Source organism: Aliivibrio wodanis (genome assembly GCF_052920805.1).
In genome coordinates this window covers 1557563-1577642 of record NZ_JBREXA010000001.1, presented here as the reverse complement: position 1 = coordinate 1577642, position 20080 = coordinate 1557563, and the positions used below count along the sequence as shown (strand labels likewise).

Annotated in this window: 18 protein-coding genes and 2 pseudogenes; 11 read left to right on the top strand and 9 right to left on the bottom strand. The window is 37.6% G+C overall.

Going from position 1 to position 20080, the window contains the following annotated elements; translation table 11 throughout:
* Positions 1-21 precede the first annotated feature (21 nt).
* Positions 22-1683 carry a hydroxylamine reductase gene (hcp, locus tag ACU5DF_RS07175; RefSeq protein ID WP_446712495.1) on the top strand — a complete coding sequence of 554 codons (1662 nt, stop codon included), beginning with the start codon at positions 22-24 and terminating at the stop codon, positions 1681-1683.
* Between the two features lie 94 nt (positions 1684-1777).
* Entirely contained in the window at positions 1778-2809 is a 1032-nt protein-coding gene (locus tag ACU5DF_RS07170) for a hybrid-cluster NAD(P)-dependent oxidoreductase (RefSeq protein WP_446712346.1), read from the top strand.
* Positions 2810-2889: 80 nt separating this feature from the next.
* On the opposite strand, the gene ACU5DF_RS07165 is transcribed toward ACU5DF_RS07170, so the two are convergent.
* Positions 2890-3357, bottom strand: coding sequence for a NanQ anomerase/TabA/YiaL family protein (locus tag ACU5DF_RS07165; protein WP_446712345.1), 468 nt, complete (start codon positions 3355-3357; stop codon positions 2890-2892).
* A 104-nt stretch (positions 3358-3461) separates the two neighbouring features.
* Between ACU5DF_RS07165 and ACU5DF_RS07160 the strand changes: the two genes are divergently transcribed.
* The 3 genes and pseudogenes from ACU5DF_RS07160 (at position 3462) to ACU5DF_RS07150 (ending at position 6190) form a co-directional block, all read left to right on the top strand.
* Positions 3462-4481, top strand: a complete 1020-nt coding sequence (locus ACU5DF_RS07160; protein WP_446712344.1) for a helix-turn-helix domain-containing protein — start codon at positions 3462-3464, stop codon at positions 4479-4481.
* A 114-nt stretch (positions 4482-4595) separates the two neighbouring features.
* Positions 4596-4973: an MFS transporter gene (locus tag ACU5DF_RS07155; RefSeq protein WP_446712343.1), complete on the top strand. Its 378-nt coding sequence runs from the start codon at positions 4596-4598 to the stop codon at positions 4971-4973.
* Positions 4966-6190: pseudogene (locus ACU5DF_RS07150) on the top strand (HlyD family secretion protein). Before ACU5DF_RS07155 ends, ACU5DF_RS07150 begins: the two are co-directional and overlap by 8 nt.
* A gap of 102 nt (positions 6191-6292) precedes the next feature.
* Here the strand turns inward: ACU5DF_RS07150 and ACU5DF_RS07145 are convergent.
* Positions 6293-7087, bottom strand: coding sequence for a RecX family transcriptional regulator (locus tag ACU5DF_RS07145; RefSeq protein ID WP_446712342.1), 795 nt, complete (start codon positions 7085-7087; stop codon positions 6293-6295).
* 86 nt (positions 7088-7173) lie between these two features.
* Entirely contained in the window at positions 7174-8607 is a 1434-nt protein-coding gene (locus tag ACU5DF_RS07140) for an aminotransferase-like domain-containing protein (protein WP_446712341.1), read from the bottom strand.
* 131 nt (positions 8608-8738) lie between these two features.
* Between ACU5DF_RS07140 and ACU5DF_RS07135 the strand changes: the two genes are divergently transcribed.
* The 3 genes from ACU5DF_RS07135 (at position 8739) to ACU5DF_RS07125 (ending at position 11333) form a co-directional block, all read left to right on the top strand.
* Complete coding sequence (locus ACU5DF_RS07135; protein WP_446712340.1) at positions 8739-9629, top strand: DMT family transporter; 891 nt, start codon at positions 8739-8741, stop codon at positions 9627-9629.
* 121 nt (positions 9630-9750) lie between these two features.
* Positions 9751-10461, top strand: a complete 711-nt coding sequence (locus ACU5DF_RS07130; protein ID WP_446712339.1) for an ABC transporter ATP-binding protein — start codon at positions 9751-9753, stop codon at positions 10459-10461.
* Positions 10461-11333, top strand: a complete 873-nt coding sequence (locus ACU5DF_RS07125; RefSeq protein WP_446712338.1) for a hypothetical protein — start codon at positions 10461-10463, stop codon at positions 11331-11333. The genes ACU5DF_RS07130 and ACU5DF_RS07125 overlap by 1 nt, the downstream gene beginning before the upstream one ends.
* Positions 11334-11408: 75 nt before the next feature.
* On the opposite strand, the gene ACU5DF_RS07120 is transcribed toward ACU5DF_RS07125, so the two are convergent.
* The 4 genes and pseudogenes from ACU5DF_RS07120 to ACU5DF_RS07105 all read right to left on the bottom strand — a co-directional run bounded on the left by ACU5DF_RS07120 (position 11409) and on the right by ACU5DF_RS07105 (position 16565).
* Positions 11409-12839: an EAL domain-containing protein gene (locus ACU5DF_RS07120; RefSeq protein WP_446712337.1), complete on the bottom strand. Its 1431-nt coding sequence runs from the start codon at positions 12837-12839 to the stop codon at positions 11409-11411.
* Between the two features lie 217 nt (positions 12840-13056).
* Complete coding sequence (locus ACU5DF_RS07115) at positions 13057-14349, bottom strand: hemolysin family protein (protein WP_446712336.1); 1293 nt, start codon at positions 14347-14349, stop codon at positions 13057-13059.
* Between the two features lie 188 nt (positions 14350-14537).
* The gene (locus ACU5DF_RS07110) at positions 14538-15089 is read right to left on the bottom strand and encodes a sugar O-acetyltransferase (protein ID WP_045104208.1); all 552 of its coding nucleotides are present in this window, start codon (positions 15087-15089) and stop codon (positions 14538-14540) included.
* 104 nt (positions 15090-15193) lie between these two features.
* Positions 15194-16565: pseudogene (locus ACU5DF_RS07105) on the bottom strand (MATE family efflux transporter).
* Positions 16566-16841: 276 nt separating this feature from the next.
* On the opposite strand from ACU5DF_RS07105, the gene ACU5DF_RS07100 reads away from it, so the two are divergent.
* Positions 16842-17285 carry a dCMP deaminase family protein gene (locus ACU5DF_RS07100; protein ID WP_045104210.1) on the top strand — a complete coding sequence of 148 codons (444 nt, stop codon included), beginning with the start codon at positions 16842-16844 and terminating at the stop codon, positions 17283-17285.
* Between the two features lie 96 nt (positions 17286-17381).
* Here the strand turns inward: ACU5DF_RS07100 and ACU5DF_RS07095 are convergent, their stop codons facing one another.
* Positions 17382-18191 (bottom strand): mechanosensitive ion channel family protein, encoded by an 810-nt coding sequence (locus ACU5DF_RS07095; RefSeq protein WP_446712494.1) that lies wholly within the window; start codon positions 18189-18191, stop codon positions 17382-17384.
* Between the two features lie 179 nt (positions 18192-18370).
* Positions 18371-18565, bottom strand: coding sequence for a hypothetical protein (locus tag ACU5DF_RS07090; protein WP_045104211.1), 195 nt, complete (start codon positions 18563-18565; stop codon positions 18371-18373).
* A gap of 305 nt (positions 18566-18870) precedes the next feature.
* On the opposite strand from ACU5DF_RS07090, the gene ACU5DF_RS07085 reads away from it, so the two are divergent.
* Complete coding sequence (locus ACU5DF_RS07085) at positions 18871-19608, top strand: nucleoside recognition domain-containing protein (RefSeq protein WP_446712335.1); 738 nt, start codon at positions 18871-18873, stop codon at positions 19606-19608.
* Entirely contained in the window at positions 19608-20075 is a 468-nt protein-coding gene (locus ACU5DF_RS07080; protein WP_060992119.1) for a YjiG family protein, read from the top strand. Before ACU5DF_RS07085 ends, ACU5DF_RS07080 begins: the two co-directional genes overlap by 1 nt.
* Positions 20076-20080 lie beyond the last annotated feature (5 nt).

The window sequence follows — 20080 nt, the reverse complement described above, 5'->3', positions numbered from 1 at the left end:
TCAATGACTGGAGTTCCAACTATGTTCTGTATCCAATGTGAGCAAACAATTCAAACACCTACAACGAAAGGCTGTTCTTTTGCACAAGGTATGTGTGGTAAAACAGCAGAAGTATCTGACTTACAAGATATCCTAGTTTATACACTACAAGGTGTATCTTTCTGGGCAGAACAAGGTCGTAAAGTAAATGTAGTGATTGATGAGATCGATCACTGGGCACCAAAAGCCTTCTTCGCAACACTAACCAACGTTAACTTTGATCCTGAGCGTGTTATCGAATTCGCACTGCAAGCGCACGCTTATAAAAAACAACTTGAAGAACAAGTTCGTGCAGCGGCTCTTCTTAGCAATACTGAATTATCAGAGCTTTCTCCTGCGGCACTATTTGATTTACCAACCAACGTAGAAGAGTTAATCGCATTAGCTCCACAAGCAGCCGTTAACCGCGGTCACGATTCAGAGCATGAAGATGTGATTGGTCTACGTCTACTTTGTCTTTACGGCTTAAAAGGTGCAGCAGCTTATATGGAGCACGCACGTGTTCTTGGTCAAACTGATGACGCTGTTTTTGCTGAATATCACCAAATCATGGCATGGCTGGGAACGGACCCAACTGAGCTAAACGCATTACTAGAATGTTCTATGCAAATCGGTTTAATGAACTACCGCATCATGGAAATGCTAGATTTAGGCGAGACTGATACCTTTGGTCACCCAGAACCATCACAAGTAAACGTTAAAACCATTGAAGGTAAATGTATTCTTGTTTCTGGTCACGATTTACATGACTTAGAAAAAATCCTTCAACAAACTGAAGGCAAAGGCATCAACGTTTACACTAACGGTGAAATGCTTCCTGCTCACTCTTACCCAGAGCTTAAAAAATACCCTCACCTTGTAGGTAACTACGGCAGCGCATGGCAGAACCAGCAAAAAGAATTTGCTAACTTCCCTGGCGCAATCGTAATGACGTCTAACTGCCTATTGAACCCAAATGTAGGTCTATACGCAGATCGTCTATTCACACGTAGCATTGTTGGTTGGCCTGGCGTTGCTCACTTAGAAGGTGACGATTTCACCGCTGTTGTTGATTGTGCATTAGCGCAAGAAGGCTTTAAACATAACGAGATCGAACAAATGATCACCGTTGGGTTTGGTCGTAACGCGCTAATGGCAGCAGCACCTGCTGTTATTGAACAAGTAAAAGAAGGTAACATCAGTCACTTCTTCCTTGTTGGCGGTTGTGATGGTGACAAAGCTGAACGTAGCTATTTCACAGACTTTACCGCTCAAGCACCTGAAGATTCAGTTATCCTGACTCTTGCTTGTGGTAAATACCGTTTCAACAAAAACCAATTCGGCGATATTAATGGTATCCCGCGTTTATTGGATGTTGGTCAATGTAACGATGCTTACTCAGCTATTCAACTCGCACTTGCATTAGCAAAAGAGTTTGATTGTGGCATTAACGAACTTCCATTAACGCTGGTACTTTCTTGGTTCGAGCAAAAAGCGATTGTTATTCTATTAACTCTATTCGCTCTTGGCGTAAAAGGCATTTACACAGGCCCAACTGCCCCTGCGTTCTTAACCGATAACCTACTTGCTATCATGCAAGAGAAATTCGATATGCGTAGCATTAGTAACGTAGAAGACGATTTAAAAACGATTTTAGCCGCATAATCGCTGCTTTTCGTTTTTAATGAATTTATGCCTCAGTTACCTGGGGCATTTTTCGCAAATACCAATCCTCGCAATAAACTGAATAGAGAAAACCATGACACAATTTATTTGGCCAGCAACCCCAGTTCAACTTCGTTGTAATAAAAAATGGTTTGAAACTGCTGATACCATTAGCTTACAGCTGACAAGCCACAACCAAGAAAGCTTCGATTTTAAACCGGGTCAGTTTATTAGTGTCGGTATTGAAATTGAAGGTAAGGTGGAATACCGCGCCTACTCTATCAGCTCAATGCCAAATCAAGATTTCCTACAATTAACGATTAAACGTGTTGAAGGCGGCAAGATATCAAACTACCTAATTGATCAATTAAATGAAGGTGATGAGATTGCTGTTTTAGCACCAACCGGTCCATTCAACTCAATCGACTGCAAGCCAAGAAAAAAAGTAGCATTATTAAGCGCAGGCTGTGGCATTACACCTTTAATGTCTATGGCTAAAACATGGATAGCTCAAGATATTGAGATCGATATTACCTTTATCCATATGGCAAAAAGCAAAGAACAAACCATCTTTTTTGAAGAGTTAGAACTGTTACATGAAACTCACGCTAACTTTCATTTAAAACTGTTATTAAAAGATAATACCCAGACAAATCACCCACAAGGCCGCCTAGACCAAGAGTGGTTAAACACGCTTTGCCCTGATCTAGCAGAGCGCACAGTTTACTTATGCGGCCCTAATGTATTTATGCAAGACATGACAACCAACGTAGAAAACCTTGGTTTAGATATGGCTCACTTCTTCCAAGAAAGCTTTACGCCTATTGAAGCGGAAGTAAGTAACACTGAAGACGCTTCTGGCGTGGTTCAGTTTGAAGTACCCGCTTTTGGTGTTTCAAAAGAAATAGATAAAGGCGCAACCTTAGCGGACGTTTTAGAAGAAAGCGGCGTTCCAATTATTATCGCTTGTCGTAGCGGAATGTGTGGCTCGTGTAAGTGTAAGGTTGAAAAAGGTGAAGTAAGTCGAACCAGTACTGAAACGCTAACCGAAGAAGAACTAGCGCAAGGTTATACATTGGCGTGTTCAAGCCAAGTACAGAGTGATGTTGAAGTGAGCTTAATCTAGCTTTTTCTTTATAACCAATCTCAAAAAACCGATGAATATTTACTATCATCGGTTTTTTAAATCTAAATATATAACTACAGCTAAACCAACAGCGCACTATTCACTTTAATGATCAGCTTCTTCACTGCTGCTGGCTTATCATCAACCGCAACCAATGGGCGATGTGGCTGCTTAGGATTGAAGATAATAAACTCTCCTGCCTCTAACGTGACAAACTGTTCATCTTGGACATCGTTACTGAATGCGATATCTTTCTCTTCTAAGTAATCATCTTCAATCGATAATAATGGATATTCACTGTAACCAAACGTCTCAGTGCCTTCCAAAATTAATTGAACATCAAGATATTTATGGTGAATCTCTGAACGACGATTTTCTTTCAATTCCGTTTTATCATTCACAATAAAATAGACTGACTCATCAGGTAATGGGTAGTTGCCTACTTCTGTATTTTCTATTGTTTGCTCTTTTACTTTTTGAATAATTTCAATGATTACAGGGTGTAATGCCGCCCCTTGAATGTCGTCACTCCATTTTCCTTTAAACAAGATAGCCTCTCAATGATATCGATTATGAAGTTAAAAATAGTAGCATGAGATATTAATATCAGTAAGATATAATGCTGTTTAAAAGTGACTTTTAATGAGGCATCATGGCAAAACCTACCGCGACTTATCTCGTTCGTGTTCATACTGCAAAAATGCTTATTGAGCATGCCATGAAGCATTATGGGTTAACGTATGCAGATTTTAATATCCCACCTCTTTTATTGGATTATCAATTAAAACTCATGCCATTAAGAGATCTTGAATCTTTACTGTGCAAAATTGAGATATTAACTAACGATCCTACCTATACCGCCAAACTTAGCCAATCAGACAGCTTTAAGCAATTTGGTCCTTTTGTGCAATTACTAGCAAGTTCTACCAATCTTGGCATGGCAATAAAGCGCATGAACACTATTCATAATGCGTTGCAATCGGGTGTTCAAGTCAACATGATGTTAAGTGGCTCAATTGGTAAGTGGCGCATCTTAACACCAACATTGATCCCTCAAGCTCGAATTCATGAAAGTATCTTAGCCGCCGGATCCTTTGTTCGATTATTACGCTTATTTCATGGTAAAGATTACCAGCCAATTTCAATTCATTTAACAGGTACACCTATAGGCAACAAAGGAGAAATTGAAGCTATTTTCAACTGCCCAATCGTATGGAATAGTCCAAACACTCAAGTCTGGTTTCCCGTTAAAGATATCACTTGCCCAAGAACTTTTGAGTTGCCAACACCACAAGTAAAAGCATTTACCGTTGAGCAAGCGATGAGTTATATGCTTATTCCTCTCCCTCAAGATATTTTAAAAGTCGTATTTGAACTCACTAAATACGCGCTGTTTTTTGGTTATCCTACCCTTGAGTTTGTGGCTAATAAAATGGGAATGAAACCCTTAACTCTTCAACGTCGCTTACAAGATCAAAGTATTTCATTTACAGACATTGTTCATCACAGTATTTGTGATGAAGCCATAACTTACATGAACAGTTCATTATCCATGAATGAGATAGCTCAACGGGTTGGTTATAAAAATACCGCATCCTTTTCTGTTGCCTTTAAGCGTATGTATGGTGTAACTCCTATTCAATATAGAAACACGCTTATCCCCAACGAATAAACATTTAATCACATCAAAAATCATTATAGATCGATACAATCAAACTTATTTTATCGATCTATCCTTATTTAGACCTCATTATTACCTTTCATTATTATTTGAGGTAAGTCATTTATGAGTTTAGTCAGTATGCCCTTTGTTGGATCAGGTCAGGATCTAGGGCTACATATTGCTGCGAGCGTCGTCATGATAGGAAGTATTGTCGCTCTCGCTTATGGTTTCTGGAAACTTCATGAGCTACCAATCAACAAAGCACACAGTAAACAACACCAACAAATTGGACTAATTACTGCCCTCACGTGGATAGGATTTGTCTGGCACTGGGTTTGGGTTTTAGCCGTGATTTGTGCTTTTGTTGATGCAGAAAAAGCATTAATTAAAATTCGTGATATTTGGCACCAACCAGTTACTCATATACCAACAACATCACAAACATCCGCAATCAACACCGTAGATACATCATCAACTCAAGAGGAGAATCACAATGCTTGAGGGATTAGCGGTATGGGCACTATTTATTTATCTTCTTCGTCTAGTTGGAATGCCTTGGAATAAATTTACTCAAGGTTTTGCTTACATTGGCGGCGGATCTTGGTTGTTATTTGTATGGGCGGGATTACTTAATTTCACTCCTATGGATCTTTCTGGCGGTTCTTGTAGTGCAATCGCCACATATTCAACTTCGTCCAGCAAGTACCCAGATTAAAGGCGTTGTCACTAAAATCTACGTTAAGCCAAACCAAGAGATCACAAAAGGCCAATTAGTGTATGAGATTGATGATGAGTTATATCAAATTGCGCTAAACAAGGCTGATGTATCACAAGAAGCCAGCGAAGTTGCTCTTGAAGTCGCTAAGCAAAATGTAAGACTAGCACAACAAGCTATTACCGCATCTGAAAGTGATATTGTGGTTAGCCAAAAACAAATTGAAGCAAAAAAACAAGATTTGAAATACAAGCAGATCACACTAAAACGCTACGTAGATCAAAACCGTAAAGTAAAAAATACCATTACTCAAAGTACGCTAGATGAACAAGGCACCTTGGTATCAATTGGTGACATCGAAGTAGCCAGTGCTGTTGCTCAATTAGATAAAGCCAAACTTGCCAATGAAAAAGCACTGCTTGATTTTGATAACGCAAAGTTAGGCGTAAAAGCTAAAGAAAGTGAGCTTGCAAGTGCAAAAGAAAGCGTTGCTCAAGCACAGTGGAACTTAGACAACACAAAAGTATATGCACCTGCGAATGGTTATGTGACAAACTTTATTCTACGAGAAGGTCAATATATTGGTGCTGTTCCACGTATGCAAATGTACACCAACGAGAAATACGTACTAATGCGCGTAAATCATCAAGCTATACGTAATGTGACGGTTGGTCGCCCTGCTGAGTTCTCTAGTGCGGTTTACCCTGGAAAAGTCTTTGTGGCTGAAGTGGAAGGCATTGTTGAAGCAACAGGGGAAGCACAAGGGTCATTGCTTGCAAAAGAAGATAATGTCCGTCAAACAACAGGATTAAACGTCAATAATAAACACCACTTTGTTCGTTTAAAACTGCAAGAAGGTGAAGGCTATGATATTCCGGTTGGATCGGTTGGATTAGCCTGGATCTCTGGTGAGAAACCAGTTGGCTTTATGGCGTTTTTAGATGTAATTCGCGGCATTATTATCCGTATGAAATCACAAATTTACTTCTTCTATTCATTGTAATACTAAAGATGTTTTAGCCCTATAGTTCACTCTCTCGAACTATGGGGCTTTTTTATCTTTCACCTTTTGGTAGCCATTAGCTTATACCTATTATCAATACCATTAGTTCAATGTTTCTTTAATTTCATCCGAGCTAAAGCCATGAGAATACAAATACGCATAAGCTTTGCTTTTGTCTTTTGAGTTGCTCAAATCAAAGCGTTTTTTATCTAATCGTAATTGGCAGTTCTCATAAAAATCAATCGAGCCGTCCATCTCTAGTTTTTCAATTTCTTCATCAAAAGTAGATATATCGATCAGCTTTTGTTTTAACTCCCTTTTGATAACAGACTTACCTTTTAGTTTACGGGCAAGCTTCTCAATTTCTTTAACGAGGTCGGCTTTATCGGCTTTAATTTGCATTTTAGAAGGCAGTGCTGACGCAACAGGATGAGATTTAATTGCCTCACGGACATCGGCAGATTTAAAACCAAACTTAGTTAGCGTTGCATATAATTTATCACTCGATAATGAGTCTAAATTCATATTCGCTAATCGATTATTCAATAACGTTATTTCACACACTTCATCACGATTAGAGACATACGCTATTGCTTCATTAACAATCGATTCATTAATGCCTTTTTCTCTCAATTTAGATAAAATAAACTGGCTGCCCTTCTCGCCACTAAAGGCCATTTCGACAAAGTTAATCGCAAAGTTCTTATCTGATTTTAGATAGCCACGCTCAATCAAGTCATTCAAAACCGTATCAATCCATTCTTGATTATCGGTTTTAGCAATCAATTTCTTACGTAATTCATCAATGGTTCTGTCTTTGGCTTCAAGATGATAAAAAGCACTGCCATACACGTTATCAATGGTTTTTGCAGGTTTTACGGGACGTTGACTGAACATGATGACCTCTGATGTTAATGATCTTATGAGATCCGAATCTACCGTATCCCACGCTAAGATGCTATCAATTACGTTAATAACAAAATTTAATTATTCTCAATGGTTTTACAGTGATCTGCAATAATTCTAGCCAATGTCTTTATGCCATTTATCCACTTATCATTCTCTCGATAAGAGGCAAAGCTCACTCTAAGGCAATGCTTATACTGCTCTTGAGTACAAAACATCGTGCCGGGCAATACACTGATTTGTTCTTTCAGCGCTTGCTTATAAATCTCAGTCCCGTCGGCTCCTACTGGCAAGGTTAACCAACATAAAAAGCCACCTTCAGGTTGAGAGATATAATAACGTTCTCTCATGTGATCATAATGATTTAACGCTTCTGTCAGCTGTTGAGACACCCGTTTTTGATTATGCTTATAACTGCGTTGAACTCGATGAATATGTTGTTTATATTTGCCTTTTTTCAAGAAATCACTGACCGCTGATTGAATAAGATTAACGCTGCCCATGTTCTCTGACATTAATCGTTTTTCTATTTGTGCTTGGTATTTCCCAGCCAGGATCCACCCTATTCGTAATCGCGAATCTAAGGTTTTTGAAAGCGAGCTACAATAAATCACTCTGTCTTCAGTATCTAGCGATTTAAAGGTTTTTTGTATCCCTTCATAAGTCAGGCCACCAAACACATCTTCTTCAATAAAAGGAATACCTTCTGTCGCTTTTAGTAATGCTCGACGTGCGGATTCAGATTGGGTATATCCCGTTGGGTTATTATTGGTCGGGTTAACCAAAATGGCTTTTACATCCCATGTTTTTACGGCTTGCTCTACCGCACTAATATCTAGCCCATAATTGAAATGATTAGGGATCTCGATGACCTTTAAATTCAATGATTCAAGTAATAATAAAGAGCCGAAATAACACGGAGAATCGACAAGAACAATGTCTCCAGGCCGTGTTAATGCTTGCAAACTTAAACTAATGGCTTGCTGTGCTCCATGGGTAATAAGGACTTCATTTGCTGATACTGAGATCCCTAAATCTTGAGTGATATTCGCAATGTATTTAAGCAAAGAAGCATTACCTGGAGGCAATAAATACGAACTGGGAATATTCACTTGTTGGCGGCTGTGACGACCAATTTCAGCATATAAACTTCGAATCGCAGGAAAATCAATATCAGGATGTGCCGATCCCATTGGTAATAAGTTTTGTTGATTAGGTTGGCGTAAAATGGCTTTACTGAGTGAAAGTAAATCAATATCACAAGGTGCGTTCAAGGTGTCATTTTTAAGCTCTTTGGGCAGATTTATATCAGCAACCATATATCCCGAACGATCATGCACGACCAATACTTGCTTTGCTTCTAGTTCTTCATACGCTCGAATTACTGTGTTTTTCCCAACAGATAAACTCGCACTTAACTCTCGAATAGAAGGTAACTTATCTCCTGCTTGATACAATCCATGTTCAATTCCTCGTTGTATATGCGCTTTTACTTGTTGGTATTTCTTCATCACCCTAATCCAATTATCAACAGCCACCATCTGTACCCAATAAAATAACGAAAACTGTCTCTTACCTCAATAGCTGTACCCAGTTAAAGTACGCGAAAGACAACAATATAAAACAATACACAGGAATTCTCATGCTAACTAAATTCATCCCTTTTATCTTCGTCGCTTTATGGAGTTCTGGCTTTATCGGCGCTCAATATGGATTGCAATTTGCTGAGCCTGCCACTTTTTTGCTGATTAGAATGATCGGGAATATTACCGTTTTTATTATATTGTTATTTATATTCAAAGCTCATCTTCCAAAGGGGAAAGAAGCAATTCATTCTTTGATTGCCGGTGTATTAATTCATGGGTTCTATTTAGGCGGAACCTATCAAGCAATTGCCCTTGGAATGTCCTCTGGCCTGTGTGCTTTATTGGTGGGAGTTCAACCCATTCTCACAGCGGTATTATTGGTTAACTTTGGCAACCAACGCCTACAACCAGTGCAATGGTTAGGCTTAGTGCTTGGTTTAATAGGGATAACCTTAGTATTACAAGGTAATATCGAATGGCAGGACACCAGCAACCAATACACCGCTTACCTATTTGCGTTTATCGCGTTAATTGGTATTACCTTTGGCACGTTATACCAAAAAAGATACTGCCAAAACGTAGATTTAGTCGGTAGCATGGTTTGGCAATACAGTGCGGCTTCTTTCATCTTTTTGCCTGTCGCTTTGTTGAACGAAACCATGGTTGTAACATGGAATGCCGAATTTATTTTTGGTTTATCATGGTTAGTGTTGGTTGTCTCGGTTACTGCTATTTCATTGCTGCTTTATATGATAAAAAAAGGTGACTCTTCTAGCGTTGCTTCTACTTTTTATCTCATCCCACCAATGACCGCATTTCAAGCATGGATCATCTTTGATGAGCATTTTTATACCCAAGGTGCAGTAGGATTTGCTCTTGCTGCTGTTGCGGTTTATTTAGTAATAAGAAAACCAAAAGAGCGTCCACTAATAGAAGCGACTCAATAGCGAATTTTTAATAGGTGAGAGATCATTTGATAAGGAGATTCTCACCCACTCCTTTCATTATGGAACTTATCATGGTATTTCTACTCAATAGTACTAAGTAATTCAATAATGTAGGCACAAAATGACGTCTCTTGTTCATGTAAAGCACGTATCTAAACAATATTCAGACTCAAATCAGCAAGCGATTAATGACATCAGTTTTGATCTTAATGCAGGTCAAGTTTTAGGTTTACTCGGCCACAATGGTGCAGGGAAATCGACACTGATCAATGCCTTGCTCGGTGCACATCGCTATCAAGGCGACATCAGTATTAATGGATTGCATCCTATCGACCAGCATGCTGAATTAATGCAACACCTTGCATATATTTCAGATGTAAATGTCTTGCCTGAATGGATGAGCGTCAAGCAATTATTAAAATACACTTCAGGCATTCACCCTAGTTTTGATATTAATAAAGCGACTGCCGTCTTAGAAAACACCAACATCAAGCTAAAAAGTACCATTAAAAGCCTGTCTAAAGGGATGAAGGTGCAAGTTCATTTAGCCATCGTAATAGCAACAAATACGAAAGTGCTTATTTTGGATGAACCTACATTAGGGCTGGATTTATTGTACCGCGACACCTTTTATCAGCATTTAACGTCTTGGTTTAATGCTGGAGAACGCTGCTTGATTATTGCAAGCCACGAAGTGTCCGAAATTGAACACTTATTAACGGATGTTCTAATATTGAAGCAAGGCCGAATAGTGAAACAAGAAAACATGGATAACATTCCACAAGGCACGTTAGCCGAACTCTTTATCACGCTTCAAAAGGAGTCAATCTAATGCGTCCATTTCTATTTATGCTTGAAAAAGAATTTATTGAACACAAAACAGTTACTCGTGTTCCACTATTTATCCTTGTTTGCGGCGTAGCACTTTTCATTAGTTTGATGATGAACACGAGCCTGCAAGATAACCTATTTATTTCAGTCCAAACTCAAGGTGATTTCACGCCATTTTCGACTGAGTTTTCTGATGATTTACAAATGATGTTGAGCTTTATGGCTGGTATTTTGTCATTGGCACTAACGACAACCTACTTCTCAAAAACGCTCAGAAAAGAACGTAAAGAAGGCAGCTCTGCATTTTGGCGCAGTATGCCAATATCAAGTCAATATACGCATGCCGTGAAATTGGCCTTTGGTCTTATCGCTATTCCGCTAATTTTCTCTTTACTTGTGTTAGTTGCGAACCTTTTCTTCTGGATTATTAGTTTATCAAGTGACACGGTTTTAGTGATGCTTCATGAACACACATCCTTCATTTCGATTATCACCAACTGGTTCCAATTTATGGGTCGCATGATGCTAGTCAGCCTTGTAATGTTACCGATAGCGGCGTTAATTCTTAGTATTTCACAAGTCAGTAATTCACCATTAATCGTCGTATTTTTAGGAGGTTACGCACTGAAAGTAATGTCTACATGGATATTAGGATGGGATGGTATTGCGGTGTTTTTAACCCATATTTATAAGATACCAACAACGATTTTACTGTCGAATAATCCATTAATGAGTTTTGCTAATGCAGGTGTTGGCTTTCTAATGCTTTACTCACTTATTGGTGCTATTTCCCTATTTGTGAGTGTGTCTTTGTATCGTACGACTGAGGTATCTTGGCAATCACTCAATCCAAATTGGGTATTTAAAAGATAACAGCTTAACTCCTACAAACATGCAACAAAAAAAGGGAGAGGCTAATTAGTCTCTCCCTTTTCTATTGAGTCAATTTTATCCCTTTACGATTGAATAAAACTCACTGAGTGGCATCGGTTTGAAGTACAAGAAACCTTGATGTGATGAGATATTTAAATCATTCAAAATCTGTTTCTGATTCTTATTTTCAACCCCCTCAGCCACCAGGTTTATATTCAAATTATTCGCCAATAAAATAATGTTCTCTAATATTTTTAGAGACTGTTTATTGGTTTCAATATCATCAATAAATGATTTATCAATTTTCACAAAATCAAACTGATAATAATTCAAATACTGCAATGACGAATACCCAGTTCCATAATCATCTAGCGCAAACTGAACCCCGATATCTCTGAACTTTTGCATGTATAAAATAATTTTGTGTCTATCTTCAAATTCAGTCGATTCAGTGAACTCTAAAACTAATATAAACTTATCACACAACAGTTTGCACAAGTGGTAAATCTCATCATCATACAGGCAGCTTTCCGTTAAATTAACGCTGATCCTTAACCCATTATGCAATGAATCTTTATAATGATCATTCAGCTGAAATAATATCGATTTGGTCATTTTTTCCATTAATCCAAACCGTTCCACTTTAGGAATAAACTCTATTGGTGAAATTATATTACCACAAGGCATGATCCATCGGGCGAGTATTTCACCCCCGATAATTCGTTCATTACTATTTACGATAGGCTGAACAAAAGGTGTTATTTGATTTTTTCTAATTGCATTTCTTAGCTTATAGAACCCGAAGTTAAGATATGTAACCTTGCTCGATAAAGCACATAACGGCAACACTATTAATACAAAAATAACAATAATAAGTTGATTATCAAGTAGATAAGATTTAATTGAAGTCCATCTGTCATATTTGAGTAATAAATAAAAATCATACTTATTTGATGAGTATATTTTCTCATCTATTGGATCATGAATACCAAACACATTACCTTTCGATATCGTATATTCAGAATTTGATAATACGATATGCCCAAGTCGCCTATCTTCTAACTCTACAGGTACCTCTTTCATAAAAAACTGAAGACCGTTATCATTATCATACCGATGATAATATGAAATACTTGGTTGATTAGTTAACAGATTATTTTCTTTTATATATATTTCTTTTTTAGGCACCTCTTTTTTGGATATTTTTTCACCAACAATAGAGCTACAAAAGTACTGACCATCTCGGATCACAGAGATACTATTAATCAACGGGCAACGCGCCACTTTTTTCTGTAATGACAGCATCATCTCTTGGCAAGTTTGCTCTTTGAGAGAAGAAAGTTCTTGAACTGATGTTTTTATTTTATCAAACCGTGTCTCAATATTTTCGACTGTGATTTTAATATTAGTTTCAACATATTGCGTATAATCAGCATAAATAACGTATTTAAAAAAAACAAATACAGCAATCACCCCAATCATATATTTATTAAAGAGACCTTTCATTAATCTTATCTATTCCTGCACCAACATTCATTTAACCAATAGAAATAAGTCATTATTCAAATTTCTACTTGAAATTATTTTATGAATGCGAAAATTAAGATGACTATCTGTAAATACAGATAGTCTATCTCATAAATAAAAGCGCTTAACTACTCCCTCTACTGGCTTTTCAGTATGTCCTATACCAATGTTAAGTTAAATCACTATAAAACTAAATTTAGCTATCAAATACCTGATAAGTCACTCTAACTTTATTTGCACGATTATTATCAACAGAAAGTACCTCAAAGTTCCAATCTTGATATTGAATCGAATCGCCAATCGCAGGTACATTACTAGTTAACCACATAAACATTCCTGTTAATGTTTGATAATCAGCTTTTTTTTCTTCAGGCAATGATGCCAAGCATAAGGTATCTTTTAATACGGTAATAGGAATTGAACCATCAAGAATCCACTCTTGTTCTGAGATCTGTTCTGCCCATGAATCATTCGGATTTTCAGATTTGAATTCACCAGCTAGCGCTTCTAAGAGATCTTTTTGAGTCACAATGCCTTGCGCGTCACCGTATTCATCAACAACCAGAGCAATCTCTTCACCTGTCGTTCTTAGCAGCTCAAGCAGTTGACTGCCAAATTTATTTTCTAATATGGTTAAACACGGTAATAAATTACGCATTAACCATTTAGTGCCATGCTCTTGATGTGATGCTTTAAGTAAAAATCGCGAGGTAGTAAAACCAAGCACGTTGTCCATTCCACCACGAGTTACAGGATAAATTGAATAATCAGATCGCAATAACTTTGGTAAGTTTTCATCCCATGATTGTTCAGTATCAAAATAAACCAATTCACTTCTTGGCGTCATTAATGATGCTACTTTCCGATCATCCAAATGAAAAATATTACGCATCATATTATGCTCTTGTTTCTCTATTACGCCTTGCTCTGAACCTTCATTCAATAACGCTTGAATATCATCCTCAGTAATAGATACCTCATCTTGATTTGAACGTCCAAGTAAACGCAATATTGCATCTGTCGAGATAGATAACAAAAAAACAAAAGGCCTAGAAATAGACGCTAGTACACTAATTAATGGTGCTATAAGTGTAGATATACGCTCAGCATGGAACTGCGCTATACGTTTTGGCACTAATTCACCAATAACAATAGAAATGTACGTAATAATCACAACCGTAGAGATAGTTGATATAGTTGGCGCTATCGTTATAGGCACTCCTAAAGATACGATCAGCTCAGATATCGGCCCAGCCAGTGCGGCTTCGCCTAAAATACCATTAAGAATACCAATAACGGTAATACCTATCTGCACAGTAGATAAAAACTGTGTTGGCTCTTCAGCTAATTTAATTGCTTTAGCCGCAGATGAACTCCCTTCTGCTGCCAGTTTTTGTAATCGACTCTTTTTTGCTGTCATCAATGCAATTTCAGACATAGCAAACACACCATTAATCACAATCAAAAAAAGTAATATGGCAATATCCAATGTAAACCTCGAAAATAAAATAATGAAAATCAGCAAAGGTGCTGAAAATTTCTACTCTTATATTCCTGATTTTCATTAAGGTCAATAACTATATTGACCTTATTTTAAGCAATCGAAAATACACCACCATATTCTTACATTTACTTAAATATTTTAACTAGCATAAAGAATAGTAGGCATCTTTTAATCTACTTTTGGTCAAGTCGCTTAATCAATTTGGCTGGCGTACCGCCGTATAAACAATCTGATGGTATATCATGATTAACTACCGAGTTTGCAGCAATTACAGAGCGAGACCCTATAGTAACCCCCTGATTAATAACAACACTCCCACCAACCCAAACATCATCTTCAATAACAATCGGCTTACAGAAAGTCTCCCACCGTCTACGGCTTGTATAATCAAGAGAGTGTGATGCGGTATAAAACTGTACATTTGGACCGATTAATACATGATTGCCAATAGTAATTTCAGCTCCATCTAACATGGTGACATTCATATTTATAAAAGTTTGCTCACCAATTGAAATCGTTTTACCAAACTCACAGAAAAACGGTGATTGAACAACACTCTGGCCAAACGAGTTAAATATTTGAGATAAAATAGAGTCTTTATCTTCCTTAGAAGGGTGAAGGTTAAATTCCTGAAGCCTTTGTTGTGTCTTATTACGAATGGCTTCTATTTCTGGATCTAACCCATTAAATATTTGTCCATTTTTCATTTTTTCAAATTCTGACATGACTCACCTCTAAGGCTCAATTAGATATAAAACAATATAAATTGCAGTATATTCCAATTGAGCAGTGTAAATAGAGTAAAGCTGCAAAATAAAAGTTTCCGCTTTTAAGTATTATGACTAAAAGAAGCGGTTCTAATTGATGGTATGGTTGCTTTCTGCGATTTTACATGTTTCCAAACCATAGGAGCAACCACTACAATCAACGCAATATTAGACAGTGGCATTGCCAACCAAACGCCATCAATACCAAACCAATGAGGCAATATAGCTAAAAATGGCAACTGAATTAGAATATTACTTATTGAGATAAGCATGGCTTTCCCTCCTTCATTTACTGACAAGAAATAAATAGTGGCCAATACAAGAATACCATCTAAAAATAGAGCAAATAGGTGATACCGGATCCCTACAACAGTTTCAGCAACTAAGGCTTTATCTCCATTGGTAAACAATGCTGTAGTGAATTCTGGCGATATATTTAAAAGAGCCACCCAGCCAATACCTGTAATCACTACCCACTTTAAAGCCAACTTAAATATCTGATACACTTTGTCCGTTTCACGTGCGCCAAAATAGTAACTGATCGGTGGTTGTGCCCCTTCAGCAATACCTTGAGCTAAAAAGTAATACAACATCATTAAGTAACCGACAATGGCATAGGCTCCAACTGTTGTTGCTGAGCCATAATGCATCATTAATCCATTATGAATCCCTACAACGAAGCTTCCATATAGGTACATCACCAATGCAGAAACACCTAACATCAATGATTGCTTTGCTTTGTTCCATGAGAAAAGAACTTCATTAAATGAAACTTGAATGCTTGAACGAGCAGTAAAGAAATAACCAATACCAAGCACTGTTACACATGACTGAGCAATTAAAGTAGCTAATGCTGCACCATGAAGGCCCCAACCTAAAACACCAATAAAAAGGTAATCTAAAACGATGTTAGTTAATGCCCCAGAAACTAATAAGAACGTAGCAATATTTGGAGATTCATCATTACGCACTAACATAGGAACAGCTGTAGCACAGGCAGTAAAACAACCCGCCGAAAACTAATACATTGATATAGTCTTTCGCCAATTCATAATTCCGTCCTTCAGCACCTTGAAGTAATAATATACTATCTGAAAATACAATAATAAATGCGGTACAAACAGCACTTAATAAAACCAATAGCCAAAGACCTGTTGTTAACGTTATTTTAGTTTTACTAAGCTTATCCTCACCACGGTAAATCGACATAACACTGCCACTTCCCATACCGATCATTACGCCTAATGCACCTAGTACGCAAATAACAGGCCACGCCATATTAATGCCAGCTAAGCCTTCAAAACCAATATAGTGTCCGACAAAAATCCCATCAATAATTTGATATAGACCACTCACCACCATTGCAGCAATAGATGGTATAGCGTAACGCCAAAAAGTACGAGTGATGGATGATTCAGCATGAAATGTTGTCATATTAACCTCAGTAACAACAAAGAATTTCGCGAGTCTATAACAGATTTTAAGATTGTAAAAGTTAGTATCCATCCGGTTTTAAGATAGAATAGTGCTAATACCGATGCAATTATTAAGTGACTCAACCAGTAACAATGATTAGATAATTACTGGAATTGGTATAATTATTGATTATCTGTCTTGACTCACTCAAGGTATGTTATAAGCTTATGAAATAAATACTATTCTTGATGTATATAGATATTCTTAATGTATATAGAAACAAAGGGCAATATTATGGTAACTAAATGGGCAAAACGATTTTTCCAAATGGCAGAATTAGTCGGTTCGTGGAGTAAAGATCCTTCAACACAGGTTGGTGCAGTGATCACTAAGCATAACCGTATTGTTTCTGTTGGGTTTAATGGCTATCCACATGGCGTCTCAGACAGTGCAGATACTGATGATCGAGAACTGAAATACTTAAAAACACTTCACGCTGAAGAAAATGCAATTTTATTTGCTAAGCGAGATTTGGAAGGCTGTGATATTTGGGTTACTCATTTTCCTTGCCCTAATTGCGCAGCAAAGATCATTCAGACTGATATTTCAAAGGTATATTGCCCAGAACAAACTGAAGATTTCTTATCTCGTTGGGGTGAGAAGATTCAGATCAGCCAAGATATGTTTGCTCAGGCTGGCGTAGAGGTGACATGGCTACCACTAGACGCACTTAAATAAAGATAAATATATCCTGTCTTGAGACAAGGCTAAGCTTGAGCGATTTCAAGACAGGATTCCAAACCATTAATTACAACTATATAGATGCCGATGTAGTTACGATTTTTCTTTAAGCTCTTTAGGAAACTTCACCTCATACATTTCCATAAAATCTTGTCGAATTAACTGCTCTAAATGCGATGCCTTTTCTGTTGGACAAAAGATCATGTAATGTACTTTTTGATCACCCATTGACGTGGTTGTAATATGAATATGAGGTTCAGCTCCTGGTAAATCGACTCCTGCATGTTTCTCTATTACGCCATTGTAACGCTTTGCCACCTCAATAAACTCTTCACAGTGTGCATCAATTTTTTGTAATAACTCAGGAAGCATTGGGTATAGGTTATCAAACTCTCTCACACAGATAGAAAAGTTATGATAAACATAGCGCTTCATGAAGTTGAGATTTTTAACTGGGTAAGTAAAGAACATACTGTTGGGAAGAGTGGCTGTTTTTCCAGTGTAATCGTATTGTCCATGGTGTAAATCAATTTCTTGGATCACTGTTGCCATCATATTGTGTTCGATCACCTCACCACATAATGTGCCAACTTCTATCCAGTCTCCAATTCTAAAAGAACGCGAACTCGCACGCTGGATTGATCCAGTAAAACAGAGAATGATTTCTTTTGATGCCACCACAATAGCAACTGCAATCGCTGTAACTGATAAGGCAAACTCATTTATTTCTGATTTCCATAAAATGAATAAAACCAGAAGAATAAAACTAAATGAACCATTCTTAGTTCGAGAAATCCATTTGCGCTGGTCTTCGGTTAAAAAAGGAATATCTCCCCTAATCCGTTTAACTGCATAATGACGCAATAGAAAAATAAAGCTAATAATTAACACACTAAAAATCATCTTATGCGTTAATAAAAAATCCATGACCAATAACAGTCTCTCCACGCTAACCCCTCACTCTACTGCTGAATTACATAATATCAGCAGTAAATATCCCATAGGCTAGCGATAATTTCACCCCTATCTCTCTATTTCCTCGAACTTAGTTCACTTTATAGTAACCAATTTATCTAAACCGATTAAGAATACGTCACATTAGAGCATTCGCCTTCAATAATCTTCGCTTCTTTATCTTCTGTAGAATTTACTTTCTTACTGTGTGTTTTCGATATAAAGAACCCAACAATACTCAATCCAACCGCAAAAAATAGACTTGAAAGCAATACAAAAAAACCAACAAACAAAGCAACAATCGTAGCAAATAACTGTTTCATATTTTAACTCTCTTTTATGAATGAAATGCTACTTTAACATTTCAATTCTGAACAGAAGATGAACAAGGTATTCACATCCAAAACATCATACCCAATAAAGTAACAGACAGCCAAAAAACCCAACAAATCAACATAAAAATCTACAATTTCAGATAGATCACAAAATAATAATCTACATATCTAGAATATTACTTTTAGAAACAGTTATTGATTCGTATCAAACCCTCTAAACCAGATTAACGCAGAATACCACTTAATGGTTAACTACTTACAATTTCTAATCTTAACTTTTAAACGAGGTAATTATGACTCAATCGACTGACAAAGATTCTAAAGTCGGTATTGGCAGCTACGTGGCTTTGGCCTTTGCTGTTGTGTTCTTTTCTGGCTTAATGCAATCTAATGAATGGTATGGTGTTCTCGACTTTACCACGCTAAATGGCTCTTTTGGACAAGTCGCTTATTCTGTTTCTGAAACAGCGGATGGCGTTCAAGCAGCAACCACTTCTCTTCGCGGTAAAGGCGGTAGCGGTGCTCGTGATGGTTTCATCTTTGCACTTACACTAATTCCTACTGTTATGTTTGCATTAGGTATGATCAACGTTCTTGAGCATTACGGCGCACTTAATGCAGCTCGTAAACTACTTACTCCTCTTCTACGTCCTTTAATGGGAATTCCTGGTAACTCTGGTTTAGCCTTAATTGCATCATTACAAAGTACCGATGCGGGTGCCGCAATGACTCGTCAGCTAAAAGATGAGAAACATTTAACCAAGCGCGAAACAGACATCTTCACTATGTTCCAATTCACTGCTGGTGCAGCAATTGTAAACTTCTTCTCGTCTGGTGCGGTGCTATTCACATTAACAAATCCTGATGGTTCTTTAGCTGTTCCTTCTTCTATCGGCCTAGCTGTTATTGTTATGTTTGCTTTCAAATTTGTTGGCGCAAACTTATTCCGTATTTACCTAAACATTACAGAAGGTAAAGAAGGCCAAAACAGTGATAAGCAAGACAAGAAGCTAACTGAGGAGACAGCATAATGAGCGACGTTAAAGCAAAAAAACCAATGGTGACTGATATCTTCGTTGAAGGCGCTAAAAAAGGCTGGGTTATTGCAACCACTTCAACGGTTCCTAACGTATTAATGGCGTTTGTTATCATCAAAGCGCTGCAAATCACTGGCGCTCTTGAGTTAATGGGGACTTTATTCTCTCCTATCATGGCTATTTTTGGTTTGCCAGGTGAGGCCGCAGCCGTATTAATTGGTGCTTGGATGTCTATGGGCGGCGCGGTTGGTGTAGTTATTACTCTGTTTGACCAAGGTATTCTAAACGGTACTCACATTGCAATCCTTGCCCCTGCGATTTACCTAATGGGCTCACAAGTACAATACATGGGCCGTATCATGGGCCCTATCGGTACTGAAGGCCGCTACATCCCAGTAATGATCGCGATTTCAGTATTAAACGCATTCGGTGCAATGTTTGTTATGAACATGATTCTATAAGAGGT